Annotated in this window: 14 protein-coding genes; 9 read left to right on the plus strand and 5 right to left on the minus strand. The window is 57.3% G+C overall.

The features are described 5' to 3' along the window. The first annotated feature begins 146 nt into the window (after nt 1–146). The 3 genes from petB to leuB all read left to right on the plus strand — a co-directional run bounded on the left by petB (nt 147) and on the right by leuB (nt 2,636). The gene (petB, locus tag NW806_RS02120; protein WP_414396519.1) at nt 147–794 is read left to right on the plus strand and encodes a cytochrome b6; all 648 of its coding nucleotides are present in this window, start codon (nt 147–149) and stop codon (nt 792–794) included. A gap of 67 nt (nt 795–861) precedes the next feature. After that, nucleotides 862–1,374 (plus strand): cytochrome b6-f complex subunit IV, encoded by a 513-nt coding sequence (gene petD / locus NW806_RS02125; protein WP_414405860.1) that lies wholly within the window; start codon nt 862–864, stop codon nt 1,372–1,374. Nucleotides 1,375–1,520: 146 nt separating this feature from the next. Next, nucleotides 1,521–2,636, plus strand: coding sequence for a 3-isopropylmalate dehydrogenase (gene leuB / locus NW806_RS02130; RefSeq protein WP_414405859.1), 1,116 nt, complete (start codon nt 1,521–1,523; stop codon nt 2,634–2,636). A 32-nt stretch (nt 2,637–2,668) separates the two neighbouring features. Here the strand turns inward: leuB and ntcA are convergent, their stop codons facing one another. Next, nucleotides 2,669–3,340, minus strand: coding sequence for a global nitrogen regulator NtcA (ntcA, locus tag NW806_RS02135; protein WP_414409835.1), 672 nt, complete (start codon nt 3,338–3,340; stop codon nt 2,669–2,671). Between the two features lie 174 nt (nt 3,341–3,514). Between ntcA and NW806_RS02140 the strand changes: the two genes are divergently transcribed. After that, nucleotides 3,515–5,341, plus strand: coding sequence for a M61 family metallopeptidase (locus NW806_RS02140; RefSeq protein WP_414409836.1), 1,827 nt, complete (start codon nt 3,515–3,517; stop codon nt 5,339–5,341). A 77-nt stretch (nt 5,342–5,418) separates the two neighbouring features. Next, nucleotides 5,419–6,012, plus strand: a complete 594-nt coding sequence (locus NW806_RS02145) for a hypothetical protein (protein ID WP_414409837.1) — start codon at nt 5,419–5,421, stop codon at nt 6,010–6,012. A gap of 723 nt (nt 6,013–6,735) precedes the next feature. Here NW806_RS02145 and NW806_RS02150 read toward each other — a convergent pair. Beyond that, a complete protein-coding gene (locus NW806_RS02150) occupies nt 6,736–7,623 on the minus strand; it encodes a hypothetical protein (RefSeq protein WP_414409838.1) in 888 nt (295 codons plus the stop codon). Between the two features lie 251 nt (nt 7,624–7,874). Between NW806_RS02150 and psbV the strand changes: the two genes are divergently transcribed. From psbV to NW806_RS02170, 4 genes are read left to right on the plus strand one after another with little or no spacing between them, the layout of a single operon-like run. After that, nucleotides 7,875–8,411, plus strand: a complete 537-nt coding sequence (gene psbV / locus NW806_RS02155) for a photosystem II cytochrome c-550 (protein WP_414409839.1) — start codon at nt 7,875–7,877, stop codon at nt 8,409–8,411. Continuing rightward, on the plus strand, nt 8,411–8,929 hold the full coding sequence (gene psbV2, locus NW806_RS02160; protein WP_414409840.1) for a photosystem II cytochrome PsbV2: 519 nt from the start codon (nt 8,411–8,413) through the stop codon (nt 8,927–8,929). Before psbV ends, psbV2 begins: the two co-directional genes overlap by 1 nt. 60 nt (nt 8,930–8,989) lie before the next feature. Further along, nucleotides 8,990–9,472, plus strand: a complete 483-nt coding sequence (locus tag NW806_RS02165; protein ID WP_414409841.1) for a LapA family protein — start codon at nt 8,990–8,992, stop codon at nt 9,470–9,472. After that, nucleotides 9,460–10,350 (plus strand): sulfatase-like hydrolase/transferase, encoded by an 891-nt coding sequence (locus NW806_RS02170; protein ID WP_414406162.1) that lies wholly within the window; start codon nt 9,460–9,462, stop codon nt 10,348–10,350. The genes NW806_RS02165 and NW806_RS02170 overlap by 13 nt, the downstream gene beginning before the upstream one ends. An 18-nt stretch (nt 10,351–10,368) precedes the next feature. Here the strand turns inward: NW806_RS02170 and NW806_RS02175 are convergent, their stop codons facing one another. From NW806_RS02175 to aspS, 3 genes are read right to left on the minus strand one after another with little or no spacing between them, the layout of a single operon-like run. Further along, complete coding sequence (locus NW806_RS02175) at nt 10,369–11,487, minus strand: AI-2E family transporter (protein ID WP_414409842.1); 1,119 nt, start codon at nt 11,485–11,487, stop codon at nt 10,369–10,371. 21 nt (nt 11,488–11,508) lie between these two features. Further along, a complete protein-coding gene (fabI, locus tag NW806_RS02180) occupies nt 11,509–12,285 on the minus strand; it encodes an enoyl-ACP reductase FabI (RefSeq protein WP_414409843.1) in 777 nt (258 codons plus the stop codon). Nucleotides 12,286–12,324: 39 nt separating this feature from the next. Beyond that, nucleotides 12,325–14,130, minus strand: a complete 1,806-nt coding sequence (gene aspS, locus NW806_RS02185) for an aspartate--tRNA ligase (protein ID WP_414409844.1) — start codon at nt 14,128–14,130, stop codon at nt 12,325–12,327. Nucleotides 14,131–14,167 lie beyond the last annotated feature (37 nt).

The following is a 14,167-nucleotide window of genomic DNA, read 5'->3' on the forward strand; positions in this document are numbered from 1 at the left end:
TGCGGATTCCTGCCCCCGAGCTGAGCCTAACTTAAGGAAGTCGTTAACAAATTGTGTTACAGTGCTGGTTGAGGTGGGGCTGTCCTCCACCGTGGAGTGACTTTCTCCTGCCGGGGAGATACCGAGAAATTGGAAAGAAAGGTACCATGGGCAAAGTTTACGATTGGCTAGACGAGCGGCTAGAGATTACGCCCTTCGTCGACGACGCAACCGGAAAATTCATCCCGCCGCACGTTAACATCTTCTATTGCCTTGGCGGCATTACGCTGGTGTGCTTTCTCATTCAGTTTGCCACCGGCTTTGCCATGACGTTTTACTACCGTCCGACGGTGGCCGAGGCCTTTGAGTCGGTCAACTACATCATGACCCAGGTCAACTTCGGCTGGCTGCTGCGCTCCATCCACCGCTGGAGCGCCTCCATGATGGTGTTGATGATGATTCTGCACACCTTCCGGGTTTACCTGACCGGTGGGTTTAAAAAGCCCCGCGAGCTGACCTGGGTCACCGGCGTGATCTTGGCGGTGCTGACGGTTTCTTTCGGGGTTACGGGCTACTCTCTGCCCTGGGATCAGGTGGGCTACTGGGCAGTCAAGATCGTCTCGGGAGTGCCCAGCGCTATCCCGGTGGTGGGTGATGCCCTGGTTCAGCTTATCCGCGGTGGCGAGGCTGTTGGCCAAGCTACCCTTACTCGTTTCTACAGCCTGCACACCTTTGTCCTGCCTTGGCTGACGGCGGTCTTCATGACCATGCACTTTTTGATGATCCGCCGCCAGGGCATTTCTGGACCCCTGTGATCCAGGGCTGGTTGGATCCCCTACTTTCCCTTGCTCAACCCTTTTGCCCCAGACAAGGAGAACTGCTATGCCTGTCTCGAAGCAAGCGCTGGCGACTGAGGTTATTACACGCAAAGTTGACCTGGACAACCCCAAAGTTTTGGCCAAGCTGAAGAAGAACATGGGCCACATGACCTACGGGGAGCCCGCTTGGCCTAACGACTTGCTCTTTATGTTCCCGGTGGTCATCCTGGGCACTATTGGGGTGATTGTCGGCCTGGCGGTTATGGATCCCGCGGGTGTAGGCGAGCCGGCAGATCCCTTTGCCACGCCCCTGGAAATTCTTCCCGAGTGGTACCTCTACCCTGTGTTCCACATTTTGCGCGTTGTTCCCAGTAAGCTGCTGGGCATTGCCCTGATGTTGGCTATTCCCGTGGGCCTTTTGTTTGTGCCTTTCATTGAAAACGTCAACAAGTTCCAGAACCCGCTGCGCCGTCCAGTGGCGACGACGGTGTTTTTGATTGGCACTTTGGTAACCCTGTATCTAGGCATTGGCGCCACTCTGCCGCTGGACAAGTGGGTTACCCTGGGCCTGTTCTAGAGAGCCGAATATTGATAACTCTAGGTGCAGCAGGCTGATGGCCAAGCTGCACTTTTTTTAGGGGAACTTTCCCGGGGGACTTTTCGGCAAACCTGTGGGCAAGGGGATGGTAATATCGCTACGCACTCCTCTTGCGGGGACCGCCCATGAGCGTTTCTTCTTCTGCTGCTCAAACCTATCGGATTACTGCCCTAGCCGGCGATGGGATCGGCCCTGAGATTATGCAGGTGGGTCGGGCAGTTTTGGACGCCGTTGCCGCTCAGATGGGGTTTTCCCTCCAGTGGCAGGAGGGCCTAATTGGCGGAGCAGCCTACGAGGCCACGGGGGATCCCTTGCCCCCGGAGACCTTGAAAATGGCCCAGGAAAGCGATGCCGTTTACTTGGCAGCAGTTGGCGACTTTAAGTACGATACCCTGCCGCGCCAGAAGCGACCGGAGCAGGCTTTGCTGGGCTTGCGGGCCGGCTTGGGGCTATTTGCCAACTTGCGGCCGGTGAAGATCTTCCCCCAACTGGTGCAAGCCTCCTCCCTAAAGCCGGAGGTGGTTGCTGGGATCGACCTGGTGGTGGTACGCGAGCTCACCGGCGGCATCTACTTTGGTCAGCCCCGCGGGATCTTCGTCGATGCCCAGGGGTCCCGCCGCGGCGTCAACACCATGGCCTACAGCGAGGCCGAGGTGGATCGTATTGCCCGCGTAGCTTTTGAACTGGCCCGCAAGCGACGGCGCAAGCTTTGCTCGGTGGATAAGGCCAATGTGCTGGAGGTGTCGCAACTGTGGCGGGAGCGGGTTACCGCCATTGCCGCCGAATACCCTGACGTAGAGCTTTCCCACCTCTATGTCGACAACGCGGCCATGCAGTTGGTGCGCTGGCCAAAGCAGTTTGACGTCATCCTGACAGAAAACCTCTTTGGGGATATCCTCTCCGACGAGGCGGCCATGCTAACTGGCTCCATTGGCATGTTGCCTTCTGCCTCTCTGGGAGCTACCGGCCCAGGCCTCTATGAGCCAGTCCATGGCTCAGCTCCGGATATTGCCGGCCAAGACAAGGCCAACCCCATTGCCCAGGTGCTTTCTGGGGCAATGCTACTGCGCTACTCCTTGGATCAGCCCCAAGCTGCTGACCGCATCGAACAGGCCGTCGAGGCGGTTTTGGCCCAGGGCTACCGCACCGCCGACATCTACTCGGAGGGGATGACCCTGGTCGGCTGCCGGGAAATGGGGGAAAAGATCCTGGCTGCCCTGGCTCAGCTGCCCGCCTCCTAGCAGGTGTCTCTCAGCCGTTGAGAGCTGGCCCCCTAGGTAAAGCGATAGCCAAGCTGGATGGGGTCGTGGACAGTGATCTTCTTCTTGTGGATAGAAATGTAGTTTTTCTTGCGCAACTCTCCCAAGAGACGGGTAATGGTGACGCGGGTTGATCCGATGGCTTCGGCAATAGCCTGGTGAGACAGCTTGAGGTCGATGGTTACACCATTGGGGCCAGGCACCCCGAAGTCGCGGCAGAGGATCAACAAAAAGCTAACTAGGCGGGAGGCCATGTCGCGGTGGGCCAGGGTTTCAATCATCATCTCTGTCTGCAGGATACGGGAAGCCAAGCTCTTAAGCAGCAACATGGCCAGCTCAGCGTTCTCCCGTACAGACTTTTCCACCTGTTCGATGGGCAGAGAAAGCAGCTCGACGCGAGTAAAAGCTACGGCGTGATAGAAGCGGTCGGAGCGCTGCCCGGTAATGAAGGAGAGCACACCAAAAATACTGTTCTCCCGCAGGAGGGCAACGGTAATTTCTTCCCCCCTTTCGTACACCCGCGAGAGCTTAACCGCCCCTTTGACCAAAAAGTAAACCCGCTCCGCCGGATCGCCGGGGAGAAAAATGGTCTTGCCGCGTTCATAAGTCTCGATAACCGGAGGATGGCGAGATCCTCCTAACTGCTTAAAAGCTGCAATGAGAGATTTTTCTGCGACGGCCACCACGAGATTCGTCAACCTTTCAAGGTCAGTTTATCTCTAGGATCAACCCCAGAGGTTAGCTTGGGGCACCTGGATCGAGCTGCCCACGACTCGAAGACTACCCTAAACTTAAGAGGCTCTGCCTGGATATCTTTGTAGCAAGAGCTACGTTCCTTTGTTGCGACAAGGGAAGGTTGTATGGGGATCCCGCCGGCTGAGGTTGCCACCCCTTCTCGCCCTGGCCGTCAGCACTTTACGGTGCGGATGCCAGAGCCAGCCAGTCACCTCTTGGAGGTGGAGCTGCAGATTCGCGAAGTGGAACCAGAGGTGCCCCTGCGGCTGCGGCTGCCAGTGTGGACGCCGGGATCCTACCTAGTGCGGGAGCATGCCCGCCATGTACAGGAGTTTCAGGCCCTGAGCGAGCAAGGGAGCCCTTTGGACTGGCGAAAGGTTGATAAAAACACCTGGGAGGTAGACCCACCTGGGTGTTCGGCGGTTACAGTCCGCTATCGGGTCTATGCCTATGAGCTGACGGTGCGCACCAACCATCTGGATCTCACCCACGCCTATTTCAATGGGGCGGCGCTCTTTCTCTACGTGCCTGGCCGCGAGCGGGAGCCCTATACGCTGACCGTGATCCCTCCCCACCCCGACTGGCGCATTGCCACCAGCCTGCGGCCCCTGGCCTCTCCTTCCCCAGGGGATCCTAGCGCTGGCCAGTCTTTCTTTGCTGAAGACTACGACGAGCTGGCAGACAGCCCAGTGGAAGTGGGCTTGCACCAGTTGCGCTCGTTTGCAGTGGAAGGGATCCCGCACTACTTCGTGGTCTGGGGAGCGGGCACCCTGAATTTGGATCAAGCAGTGGCCGATGCCGAGAAAATTGTCCGAACCACGGCAGCGTTTTTTGGCGGGCTGCCCTACAACCGCTACTGGTTTATTGTGCATTTGTCGGCCGGGGGATTTGGTGGCCTAGAACACAAGTACAGTGCCACCCTCAACTATTCTGGACTAGAGCTGCATCAGCCTCAGTCCTACCGCCGCTTTTTGGCGCTGCTGGCCCATGAGCTTTTCCATGCTTGGAACGTCAAGCGGCTGCGCCCTCTAGCTTTGGAGAAAATTGACTACAACCAAGAAAACTATGTGGACTGCCTCTGGTTCTGCGAAGGGGCGACCAGCTACTACGAAAATGTTATCTTGCTGCGAGCAGGGATCCTCAGTGCCAAAGAGTTTTTGCAGATCCTATCTGAGCAAATTAGCCGGCTACAGCGCACGCCAGGTCGAGTCGTACAATCGCTGCAGGAGGCCAGTTTCGATGCTTGGATCAAGCTCTACCGTCCTCACGAAAATAGCCTCAACAGCCAGGTTTCCTATTACCTCAAGGGCGCTTTAGTCTGCTGGCTGCTAGATCTGCACATTCGCCACCTTTCAGGGGGTCGGGGATCCCTGGACACGGCCATGCGGGATTTGTGGCAGCGCTTTGGCCGGTTTGAGAAAGGCTATACTAACCAGGACTTGCGGGAGGCCTTTGAGCGAGCAGCCGGTGTCGACCTTGGGCGCTTTTTTGCCGCCTACGTGGAAGGCACGGAAGAACTGGACTACGACACCTACCTCCATCCGTTCGGCCTCACCCTCAAGGCCCACTTTAGCCGCCCCAACCCTCCTCCCTACCTGGGCCTGAACTTCAACGGCGAGGGCAACCGCATCAGCGCCGTCGAGATAGGCTCCCCGGCTCAAAAAGCAGGCATCTGGGCTGGCGACGAGCTGGTGGCTTTGGATGGCTTTCGGGTAAGCGCCGCCACCTTGCCGGAGCGCCTGGCAGCCTATCAGCCCCACCAAACCATCTGTCTTAGCGTCTTCCAAGGCAATCAGTTAAAGCACTTTTGGATCCCCTTGGATCCACCCCGCCCGGATGTGTACACCCTCGAGGCCTTGCCTGAGCTCACTCCCGCCCAGAAAGCGCTCCAACAAAGCTGGTTGGGATCCCTGCTCGGCTCTTCGGGACAAGATACGCCTCTTCTTGCCTGAGAATCTTGAAACAGGCGGGTAACCTAAACCTAGTTAACCTAGGCAAAAAGTAACAATAGGGGCAAGGAGCCAATCTGATGGACCTCGTTTTGGCTTTGTTAATTGGAGTGGCTGTTGGTTTCTCATTGGGTGTTTACGTTGCCCGCCGTTACAAGGCCAATCCTAGACTAGAGGCCTGGCAGCGAGAGGTCATTAGAGAGATATCTTCATGGCTGCTGGGCCAAGAACTCGACAAAACCTTAATCAAGTTAGGAGAAGGATTGGCAGACGAGACTTCTCAGAGGTTACAGTCTATCCAAGCTGATCTTGAAGAGTTCAGGCTGCGTCTTCTAGAAAGTTATCAAAGTTTTCTGCAGGTTTGGGGTAAGGATCTTACGCAGGCTATATCTGTAAAGCTAGCTGAACATAGTGAGCAGCTCAACAGTCAGCAAGCTATCCTAGAAAACTTAGTGAAAGAAGCTAGAGGTATCTATCAGCAACTACAGGTTGCTCTTAAAAAATCTTCCAGATTAGAGATATCCCAAGCTACAGATCAAAACTCTCAAAAAGATCAGGATGCCATCCATAAAACAATAGAGAATAGTCTACCAGACGATGTACCGAGAGATAAGGAAAAAGTAGCTGCTTCTAACATGCTAGAAGTTGACATATCGAAGATAGAACTTTCTTAAACTCGAAAAACATAAAGATCAGAAGCATAGATATGGAGGAAGGGGAGTAGAAGCTAGTCAAATAGCTGACCTTATGGGTAGTCAGTACTCTTTGATCAAAAGATTCTATGGAATGATTAAGTCAAGTATGAACAGCGGAAACTCTTTCTCAATAAACCTTAGAGACGAACCTCAACAAGTAATTGGCACAACTTGCCAGGTTGCCACAGAGCTATACAAGATTGCATTTTTGGAAGAGTATAGATACTTCAGAGCGCCCAGGTGTCTGCTAGTAGCAAGAGCCAGCAGATCTCCACAAGCACTGAATTTTCTCTCAGGAAACTGGCTGGAGAGATACGTTAGGAATAGGTTGATTTGCCTTGCTAAAAGGCAAACTGGAAAGATTGATTTTCTTACATAGCAAATGCCAAAGTTACTTTGTCAAACGGAGATGATTTTGAGATGGATCTTCTCTTCCACGTTAATGATCAATTTTACTGGGTAGAGTCGAAGACAGGTGAGTACCAAGATAAAGTACAAAAGTCTTCCAAGATTGCTTCTGACCTTGGTCTTCAGAGAAACCAAGCCATCATAGTTTTGACCGACGTTAGTCAAGATGCAAAAACCAGTCTATCCTCTCTCTATCATTTGTCGTTCATCAGTGTTGATGAGGTTGAGGCTACATTTGAGAGGATCTTAAAAAGTCACCTTCGAGAAGTCTGAAAGGCACCCAAGAGCATTAGCTTAAGCCACAATTTTGACAGCTTGTTCCATACACCACCAGGGATCCTCCGCAAAAGCCGGCATGGGCGTGCTGCCCGCCTTGCCCAGGATGGCCAGCCGAACTTCCCGATCCAGCCGGGATCCCGATCCGTAAGGATCCTCAGAAGGGGGCTCCAGTCTTTGCCCCAGAGGGGGCATTGCCATGATGCCCGGCTGCATGCCAGTAGTGCTGACCCAGATTTTGAAGCGATCCACCGCTGTCTCTGCCTCTTCGGGCAGTTGCATCTGCAGCAGATAGCGAGGGCCAGAGCCGACCAACACGCTTTCGCTGGGGCGCAGGCGAGTAGGAAAGTCCGGCTGGTAGGGATAGACCAAGCCGACGCTGCACTGCCGTTCGTCAAAGACTGTTACACAGACATGCACTGGGGTGAGGGCCTTATTGCGCAAGGCGATGGCGAGGTTGCGGCCTGCCTGGATTTGCAGCTGGCCTTGGGGGTCCCGCGGCAGGGGTCTGACCTCGGCGGGCCTGGAGCCGCTGGCTGGCGTTTCCAGTTGCAGAAACTCCACTTCCAGGACATTGCTTAGGGCGTCGCTAGCCGGTTGCAGGTTGAGGAGGTTGTCGAAGGCGGCCACGTGCTCCAACAGCCGCACAAGCTTGCGGGGCAGAGCCTGCAGCTTTTTCACTGGGATGCGGAAAGCCGCCAGGGCCACGTCTTCTCCGCGGCGGTAGAAGTAATAGGTTGCATCCGGCAGCATCTCTACCCGCAGAGCCGCCGTTTCCGGTTCAGTGTAGGCCAGAAGCGGCGAGGCCGGCAGAGCCGCTACCAACTCGTCAACAGAGATCGGCACTTGGCTGGGATCTGCACAGGTGAAGGCCACCCGCAACGGCTGGAACCGGAAAGATGACATGGGCAATCCTAGAACTCGGCTCCAGAACCTCCAGATCGGCAGGCTAAGCTTTATGCTAGCTGTTGTCGCAAAGGCCAATCCTAGCTGCTGGAGATCCTGAATTTGCAATTAAACTTAACACTCCAATGAAGGGAAAGGGAAGCCAAAATCCTGTCTGCAAGTGATCCCCAATGGTCTATCCTTAGATCCTGGTGTCGGGTTTGTCGCTGGAGCAAAGCTGACGCCGTTTTCGAAGTCATTGATGGAGACCCATGTTTAGCAAATCCTTTTCTTTCCAGAAAGCGCTGGCAGCGGCGCGTCGGCGGCTGTTGATTTGCATTCTGGCGCTGGGGCTGGCTGGGTTTGCTGGGTGGCCGGCCCTGGCAGCTAGGCAGATCCCTCCGGTACCCCTGTCGCCAACTGAAACCATTACTTTTACCGAGGCGCAACTGGCCCGCGGCAAGCAACTTTTTAACAAAACCTGTGCCCAGTGCCATGTGGGGGGTCAAACCCTTCCCAACCCAGATGTGACCTTGAAGCTTGCGGATCTGGCGGGGGCAACACCTCCTCGCGATAACGTGCTGGCAATCGTGGACTACATCAAAAACCCAGTCACCTACGACGGGGTAGAGTCCCTGGTGGAATACCATCCCAACACGCAGCTCTTGAGCGAGTATCCCCGCCTGCGCAACCTTACCGAGGAGGATCTGAAGTTAATTGCTGGCTATATCTTGGTTCAGGCCAAGACGGTGCCCGGCTGGGGCGGCACCAAGAGCGAATCCCACAGTGACCTTTCGGCCTATCTCTGATGCCTGGGCAAACTCAAGGGACCAAGCGGTGGCGGATCCCTCAGCCGGCCTGGAGGTGGGCGGGGATCCTGCTCCTAGTTTGGCTGGGGTTGGCTAGCCCAGCGCTGGCCCGCGTGGATCCCTACGTGAGCCAATATCTGCGGGCAACTGGGCCGGTGGAGCTGCCCTGGGATGCGGAGGGACACACCCTTACCTTTACTCCGGAGCAGCTGAGCGACGGGAAAAACCGCTTCCAATCTGCTTGCTTGAACTGCCATGTGGGCGGCTCTACCCTGCCCGCTCCCAACATTTCTCTCTCGCTGAAAGACTTGCGTGGTGCCACTCCGCCCCGCGACACTATCCAAGCTCTTGTCGAGTACCAGCGGGATCCCCGCAGCTACGACGGCAGCAAGCCTAGCTACGGCTGCCGCCCTGTGCCCCCCTCTTGGATGGATGATGAGGCGCTGCGCAACCTAGCTGCCTTTATCCTCAGGGCCGCTCAAGTGGCCCCCGGCTGGGGATCCAACACCTTCAACTAACCCCGTCCTGCCCCCCGCCAGGGATTGGTGGTAGCCTAGGGGAGAGGGAAGGTTGAGGTCATGCTCCAGAACATCCGCTCCCTGCTCCTAGGGCTGTGGATCCTGGCCTTGGGGATTTTCCTGGTCCAAAACTGGGGATCGGCAGCGGTGGTTGTTGTAGCTGGGCAAGCTGGCCCTGCTGTACCTCTGTCGCTGGTGCTCTTGATGGCTTATGGAGTAGGAGTGGGCTTGGGATTTTTGTACGTGGGGTCTTGGCAGCTACGCGAGCGGGCGTTGCAGCGCCAGGCCATTCGCAAGCTCAACCAGCTCCTCGACCGGGTGCGCTTTTTGGAAGCGCAGCTACTTCCCCCCGACCACTATTTGCCACCAGATTTGCCGGATCCTGAGACAGGCCGCTATTCCTATTCCAATATCCCGCCGGAACGCATTCGCGATCCTGCCCCCGAACCCAGCGAACCTGAGGACGATGCAGCAACAACCCCCAGCTGGCGGATTGTCCGGCGGCCTTACTCTGCTGAAGAGGAGGAAGAATGGGATTCCTAAACTGGTGGAGATCGTCTCCAGCCCCCGCCCCTGAGCCCGCCCCCGAACCCCAGGGGCAGAATAACTACCTGCTCATCGTGCTAGACAGTTGCCGCTTCGACAGCCTGCTGGCGGCTAAGCCCAAGCACTTGCTGAAGCTAGGTCCTCTGGAAAAGCGCTGGAGCTACGCTTCCTGGACAGCTCCTGCTCACTACAACCTGCTCATGGGCCTGCTGCCCCATACCAGCCCCACCCACGTTTTTGCCTCCGAACACTACAAGCAGGAGTATTTGCGCTACAACGAGCGCCTCGGCACCCGGCAGCCGATTGAGTTCAAGCACCTGCTGCCTCACCTCTACCTGCCAACGCTCCTGAAGCACCAACTGGGCTACACCACCCACGCCCTGGTCTCCATGCCGGTGCTCAATCCCAGCACTCTGCTCAATCGCGACTTCGATTCCTACCGTCTCATGCCCCGGCACAACGACATGGCGGCTATGGTGGAGCAGTTGCGCTTTGATCCGGATCGCCCTAGCTTTTACCTGCTCAATGTAGGCGAAACTCACTATCCCTACGCCCTGCCCGATGAGGATCCCAGCGCGTGGCCCCACATTTCGGGGGTCAACGGGGTGCTCAAGCGGCTGGATGAAGGGAAAGAGGAGGGGATCCCTTTTTTCAGCGCCGCCCAGTTGGAGGAGCTGCGGCAGCGGCAGATTGAGGCGGTGCGCTACTTAGACGGGGTCTTTGAGCAGCTGTTCGATCTAGTTCCCAAAAACACCTACATCACGGTTACAGCCGACCACGGCGAACTGTTTGGAGAGGGGGGCTACTTCGGCCACGGCCCCATCCACCACGAAAAGGTGTTGGAGGTGCCCTTTATCGAGGGCAAAATTCGCTAGGACAATGCCTATTGGAAGCTAGACCTCCTGGATCTCCTCCCGGCGAGTTTCGAGGGGGCTTTTGCCGAGGGAGGTCACCTTTGCCGTCAAGTCCAACCCCTCTTCGGCGGCCAACTCGGCGGAACGGGCCACCTCGTAGAGACTCTTCACCACGCTGCTGAGGGGGATGGCAACGATCACGCCCAGGATGCCCCCCAGCTGTGCCCCCGCCAACAGGGCAATCAAGATCCACACCGGGTTGAGGCCAATCAGCTCTCCCATCAGCCGGGGAGCGATGACCCGATCCTTGATCTGCTGCACGATCAGGGAGACCAGCACCACCTTGAGGCTGAGCCAAATGTCCTGGAAGGCCAGCAGCACTGCTGCCGCGCCAATACCAATGAAGCCCCCTACCAGCGGGATCACCTCCAGCAGGCCAATCAAGAGGCCAAACAAAAGCCCAAAGGGTACTCGCAGCAGCCCAAACGCTGGCACCAGCATCAGGGCCATCATGAACCCCAACACCAACTGGCTGATGAGAAAGTTCTGAAAGCTGAGCACCAGGGCTTCGCCGATGCGCGGCCCCCAGGGCTTGGGAAAGAGGCTGAGCAACCCCTGCCAAAACTGGCCCCCATAGAGCAGCATGTAGAAGGCCAACACCAAGACCAACACCAAGTCGACCACCTGGTTAAAGGTGCCTAGGAGGATGTCGAGGGATTGGCTGGCAATTTTTTCAGCACCGGCCTGCAGGCGGCTGAGGAGAGTGTTCACCAGCTCCGGCTGGCCAAGGTTGATGTTGCGCTCGGCAGCCCAGAGGCTAATCTGGCCAAGCCAATGTTGTAAAGTATCCACCCACTCAGGGATCCGTGCCCCCAACTGCACCACCTGCTTAGCCAGGAGGGGCACAACGGCAATCCCCACCAAAACCAGCAGCACCACCGAGAGGGCAAAGACCAAAGCCACCGCTACAACACGGTTGACCCGGTAGCGCTGCAGCGCCTGGACTGGGTAGTTGAGCAAAAAAGCCAGTACCGCCGCTGTCAGGATGGTGGCGAGCAGATGGCCAAACAGACGGCCCACTTGCAGGGCCAGCCAGCCGCTAATGACCATCAAAATCCAGGTCACTAGCAGCCGCTGCAAGGGGGAAAAGCGGTTCATGCCAGGGAGATCCCACCGAGCCTAAAAACCCAGGATGCTATATCCACTATCTACGTAGATCACCTGGCCAGTAATGCCGCTAGCTAGGTCGCTGGCCAGAAAAGCTGCCACATTGCCCACCTCGAGCTGGGTAATATTGCGCCGCAGGGGAGCTTTCTCCTCGACCGCGTGCAGCATGGCATGAAAATCAGCAATGGCCGAGGAAGCCAAGGTGCGAATGGGTCCAGCAGAAATGGCATTCACCCGGATCCCGGCGGGGCCCAGCTCGGCTGCCAGGTAGCGAACGCAGGTTTCTAGGCCCGCTTTGGTGACAGCAGCCATGTTGTAGTTAGGCACCACTCGCACTCCCCCTAAGTAGGTGAGGGTGAGGACGCTGCTGCCGGATCTCAAGAGGGGCTTAGCGGCCCGGCAGAGGGCAATCAGGGAGTAGGTGCTTACATCCATGGCCAGGGCAAACCCCTGCCGCGAGATATCGCTAAAGTTGCCGCTCAGCTCCTCTTTTTTGACGTAGGCCAGGCAGTGAACCAGGATGTCGAGCTGGCCCCACTTTTGGGCCACTGCCTGAAATAGGTCGTTGATTTGCTGATCGCTTTGGACGTCGCAGGGAAGGAGAAAATCCGGCTGCAGGGGCTCAGTGAGTTGTTGGACTTTCGTCTTGAAACGATCCCGCTCGTCCGGCAAGTAGGTAACCCCCAACGTAGCTCCTGCTTTGTGCAGCTGCTGGGCAATGCCCCAGGCAATGGAGCGCTCGTTGGCAATGCCGGTTACCAAGGCTTTCTTTCCGGTCAGATCTAGCATAGGGAGACCAAGAAGTAGGGGTGGATGCTTATCCGTCGTTTAGCCGGGGTGGTAGGTGGAGGCCACGTGCAGTTCTTTAAGCTGCCTGGGCTCAACACCGGAGGGAGCGCCGGTGAGCAAGCACCTGGCCTGCTGGGTCTTGGGAAAGGCGATGACATCGCGAATGGAATCTTCCCCTGCCAGCAGCATCACCAGCCGATCCAGTCCGTAGGCAATGCCCCCGTGAGGTGGGGTGCCGTACTCAAAGGCTTCTAGCAAAAAGCCAAACTTCTCCCGCGCCTCCTCAGGACTAAGGCCAATGATTTGGAAAACCTGCTCCTGGATCTCCCGCTGGTAGATGCGCAGGGATCCCCCCCCCACTTCCACGCCGTTCCAGACCAAGTCATAGGCCTGGGCCCGCGCCGTCTTCAAGTCGGCCAAGTCGTCAGGATGGGGAGCAGTAAAGGGGTGGTGCAGGGCTTCCAGGCGGTTTTCTTCGGCGTTGAATTCAAACATCGGGAAATCCGTAATCCAGAGGAGATTCAAGGCATTCTCCGGGATCAAACCCAGTTCATGGCCTAGGTGCAGCCGCAGCCGGCCCAGCGACTCGTTGACCACCGCCGCAGGCCCTGCCCCAAACAGCAGCAGATCCCCTGGCTTGGCGTTGGTCAGCTGCCGCAACTGCTGTTCCTGCTCGGGGCTGAGGCTCTCCTTGAGGGCACCAATGGTGTCGAGGCTGTCGGGACGCACCCGAATGAAGGCCAAACCGCCTGCCCCGTACTGAGTGACGAGCTTAAACAGATCTCCGCCCGGTTTGATGCGGGTGTTGGAGATCTGTTCATCGCCGCCGGGCACTGGCAGAACTTTGACGACTCCTCCCTGCTGCAGGGCTTTGGCAAAGACTTGAAAGCGGGATCCCTGAAACACCGCCGAAACATCCACCAACTCCAGCCCAAAGCGGGTGTCGGGCTTGTCGGAACCGTAGCGATCCATGGCCTCGGCGTAGGTTAGCCGTGGGAAGGGCCGGGGCAGGTCGATCCCTTTAACGGTTTTGAAGATATGGCAGATGAGCCGCTCGTTGAGCTCCAGGATTGCCTCCTGATCCATGAAGCTCATCTCCATGTCCAACTGAGTAAACTCCGGCTGGCGATCCGCCCGCAGATCCTCATCCCGAAAGCAGCGGGCAATTTGGTAGTAGCGATCTACACCAGCCACCATCAGCAACTGCTTAAAAAGCTGGGGCGACTGCGGCAGGGCAAACCACTCCCCGGGGTTGAGGCGGCTGGGCACCAGGTAGTCTCTGGCGCCTTCCGGGGTAGAGCGGGTGAGGATGGGGGTCTCTACCTCGATGAAGCCTTCCTCGTCTTCCAGAAAGCGGCGGATGGCCTTGATGACCTGGTGACGCAGTTGCAGGTTGCGCGACAGCCGCTCCCGGCGCAAGTCCAGGTAGCGATAGCGCAGGCGAATCTCCTCCCGCACCTCTTCCCCTTCTTCCCCGGAGACGCTGAAGGGAAGCTGCTTGGCCACCCGGCTAAGAATCTCCAGCTGCTCTGCATAAACCTCCACTTCGCCCGTGGCCAGGCGGGGGTTGAAGGAGTCGGAAGGCCGGGGCTGAACTGTTCCCGTTACCCGCACCACGTACTCATTGCGCACCTCCTTGGCTAGCTCGTAGGAAAGAGGAGTCTTCTGGGGATCGGCCACCAGTTGCACAATGCCGGAGCGATCCCGCAAATCGAGGAAGATCACGCCCCCGTGGTCGCGGCGGCGGTCGATCCAGCCATAGAGGGTAACCGTCTGGCCGATATGGGCTGGGCGCACTTGGCCACAGTAGAGAGAGCGAGGCGGGCGACGGATGGCAGCAGGCATGGACGAGGTAAGAGAACGAGGGTCTGAGCCCCTATCA

Source organism: Synechococcus sp. W65.1 (assembly GCF_047461615.1).
GTDB lineage: Bacteria > Cyanobacteriota > Cyanobacteriia > Thermostichales > Thermostichaceae > Thermostichus.

Excerpts from the sequence above, each read along its gene's own strand:
- psbV2 (WP_414409840.1), top strand. The coding sequence starts at position 8,411 with ATGCCTGGGCAAACTCAAGGGACCAAGCGGTGGCGGATCCCTCAGCCG.
- petD (WP_414405860.1), top strand. The coding sequence starts at position 862 with ATGCCTGTCTCGAAGCAAGCGCTGGCGACTGAGGTTATTACACGCAAA.
- NW806_RS02150 (WP_414409838.1), bottom strand. The coding sequence starts at position 7,623 with ATGTCATCTTTCCGGTTCCAGCCGTTGCGGGTGGCCTTCACCTGTGCA.
- psbV (WP_414409839.1), top strand. The coding sequence starts at position 7,875 with ATGTTTAGCAAATCCTTTTCTTTCCAGAAAGCGCTGGCAGCGGCGCGT.
- NW806_RS02145 (WP_414409837.1), top strand. The coding sequence starts at position 5,419 with ATGGACCTCGTTTTGGCTTTGTTAATTGGAGTGGCTGTTGGTTTCTCA.
- NW806_RS02175 (WP_414409842.1), bottom strand. The coding sequence starts at position 11,487 with ATGAACCGCTTTTCCCCCTTGCAGCGGCTGCTAGTGACCTGGATTTTG.
- petB (WP_414396519.1), top strand. The coding sequence starts at position 147 with ATGGGCAAAGTTTACGATTGGCTAGACGAGCGGCTAGAGATTACGCCC.
- fabI (WP_414409843.1), bottom strand. The coding sequence starts at position 12,285 with ATGCTAGATCTGACCGGAAAGAAAGCCTTGGTAACCGGCATTGCCAAC.
- NW806_RS02165 (WP_414409841.1), top strand. The coding sequence starts at position 8,990 with ATGCTCCAGAACATCCGCTCCCTGCTCCTAGGGCTGTGGATCCTGGCC.
- leuB (WP_414405859.1), top strand. The coding sequence starts at position 1,521 with ATGAGCGTTTCTTCTTCTGCTGCTCAAACCTATCGGATTACTGCCCTA.
- NW806_RS02170 (WP_414406162.1), top strand. The coding sequence starts at position 9,460 with ATGGGATTCCTAAACTGGTGGAGATCGTCTCCAGCCCCCGCCCCTGAG.
- NW806_RS02140 (WP_414409836.1), top strand. The coding sequence starts at position 3,515 with ATGGGGATCCCGCCGGCTGAGGTTGCCACCCCTTCTCGCCCTGGCCGT.
- aspS (WP_414409844.1), bottom strand. The coding sequence starts at position 14,130 with ATGCCTGCTGCCATCCGTCGCCCGCCTCGCTCTCTCTACTGTGGCCAA.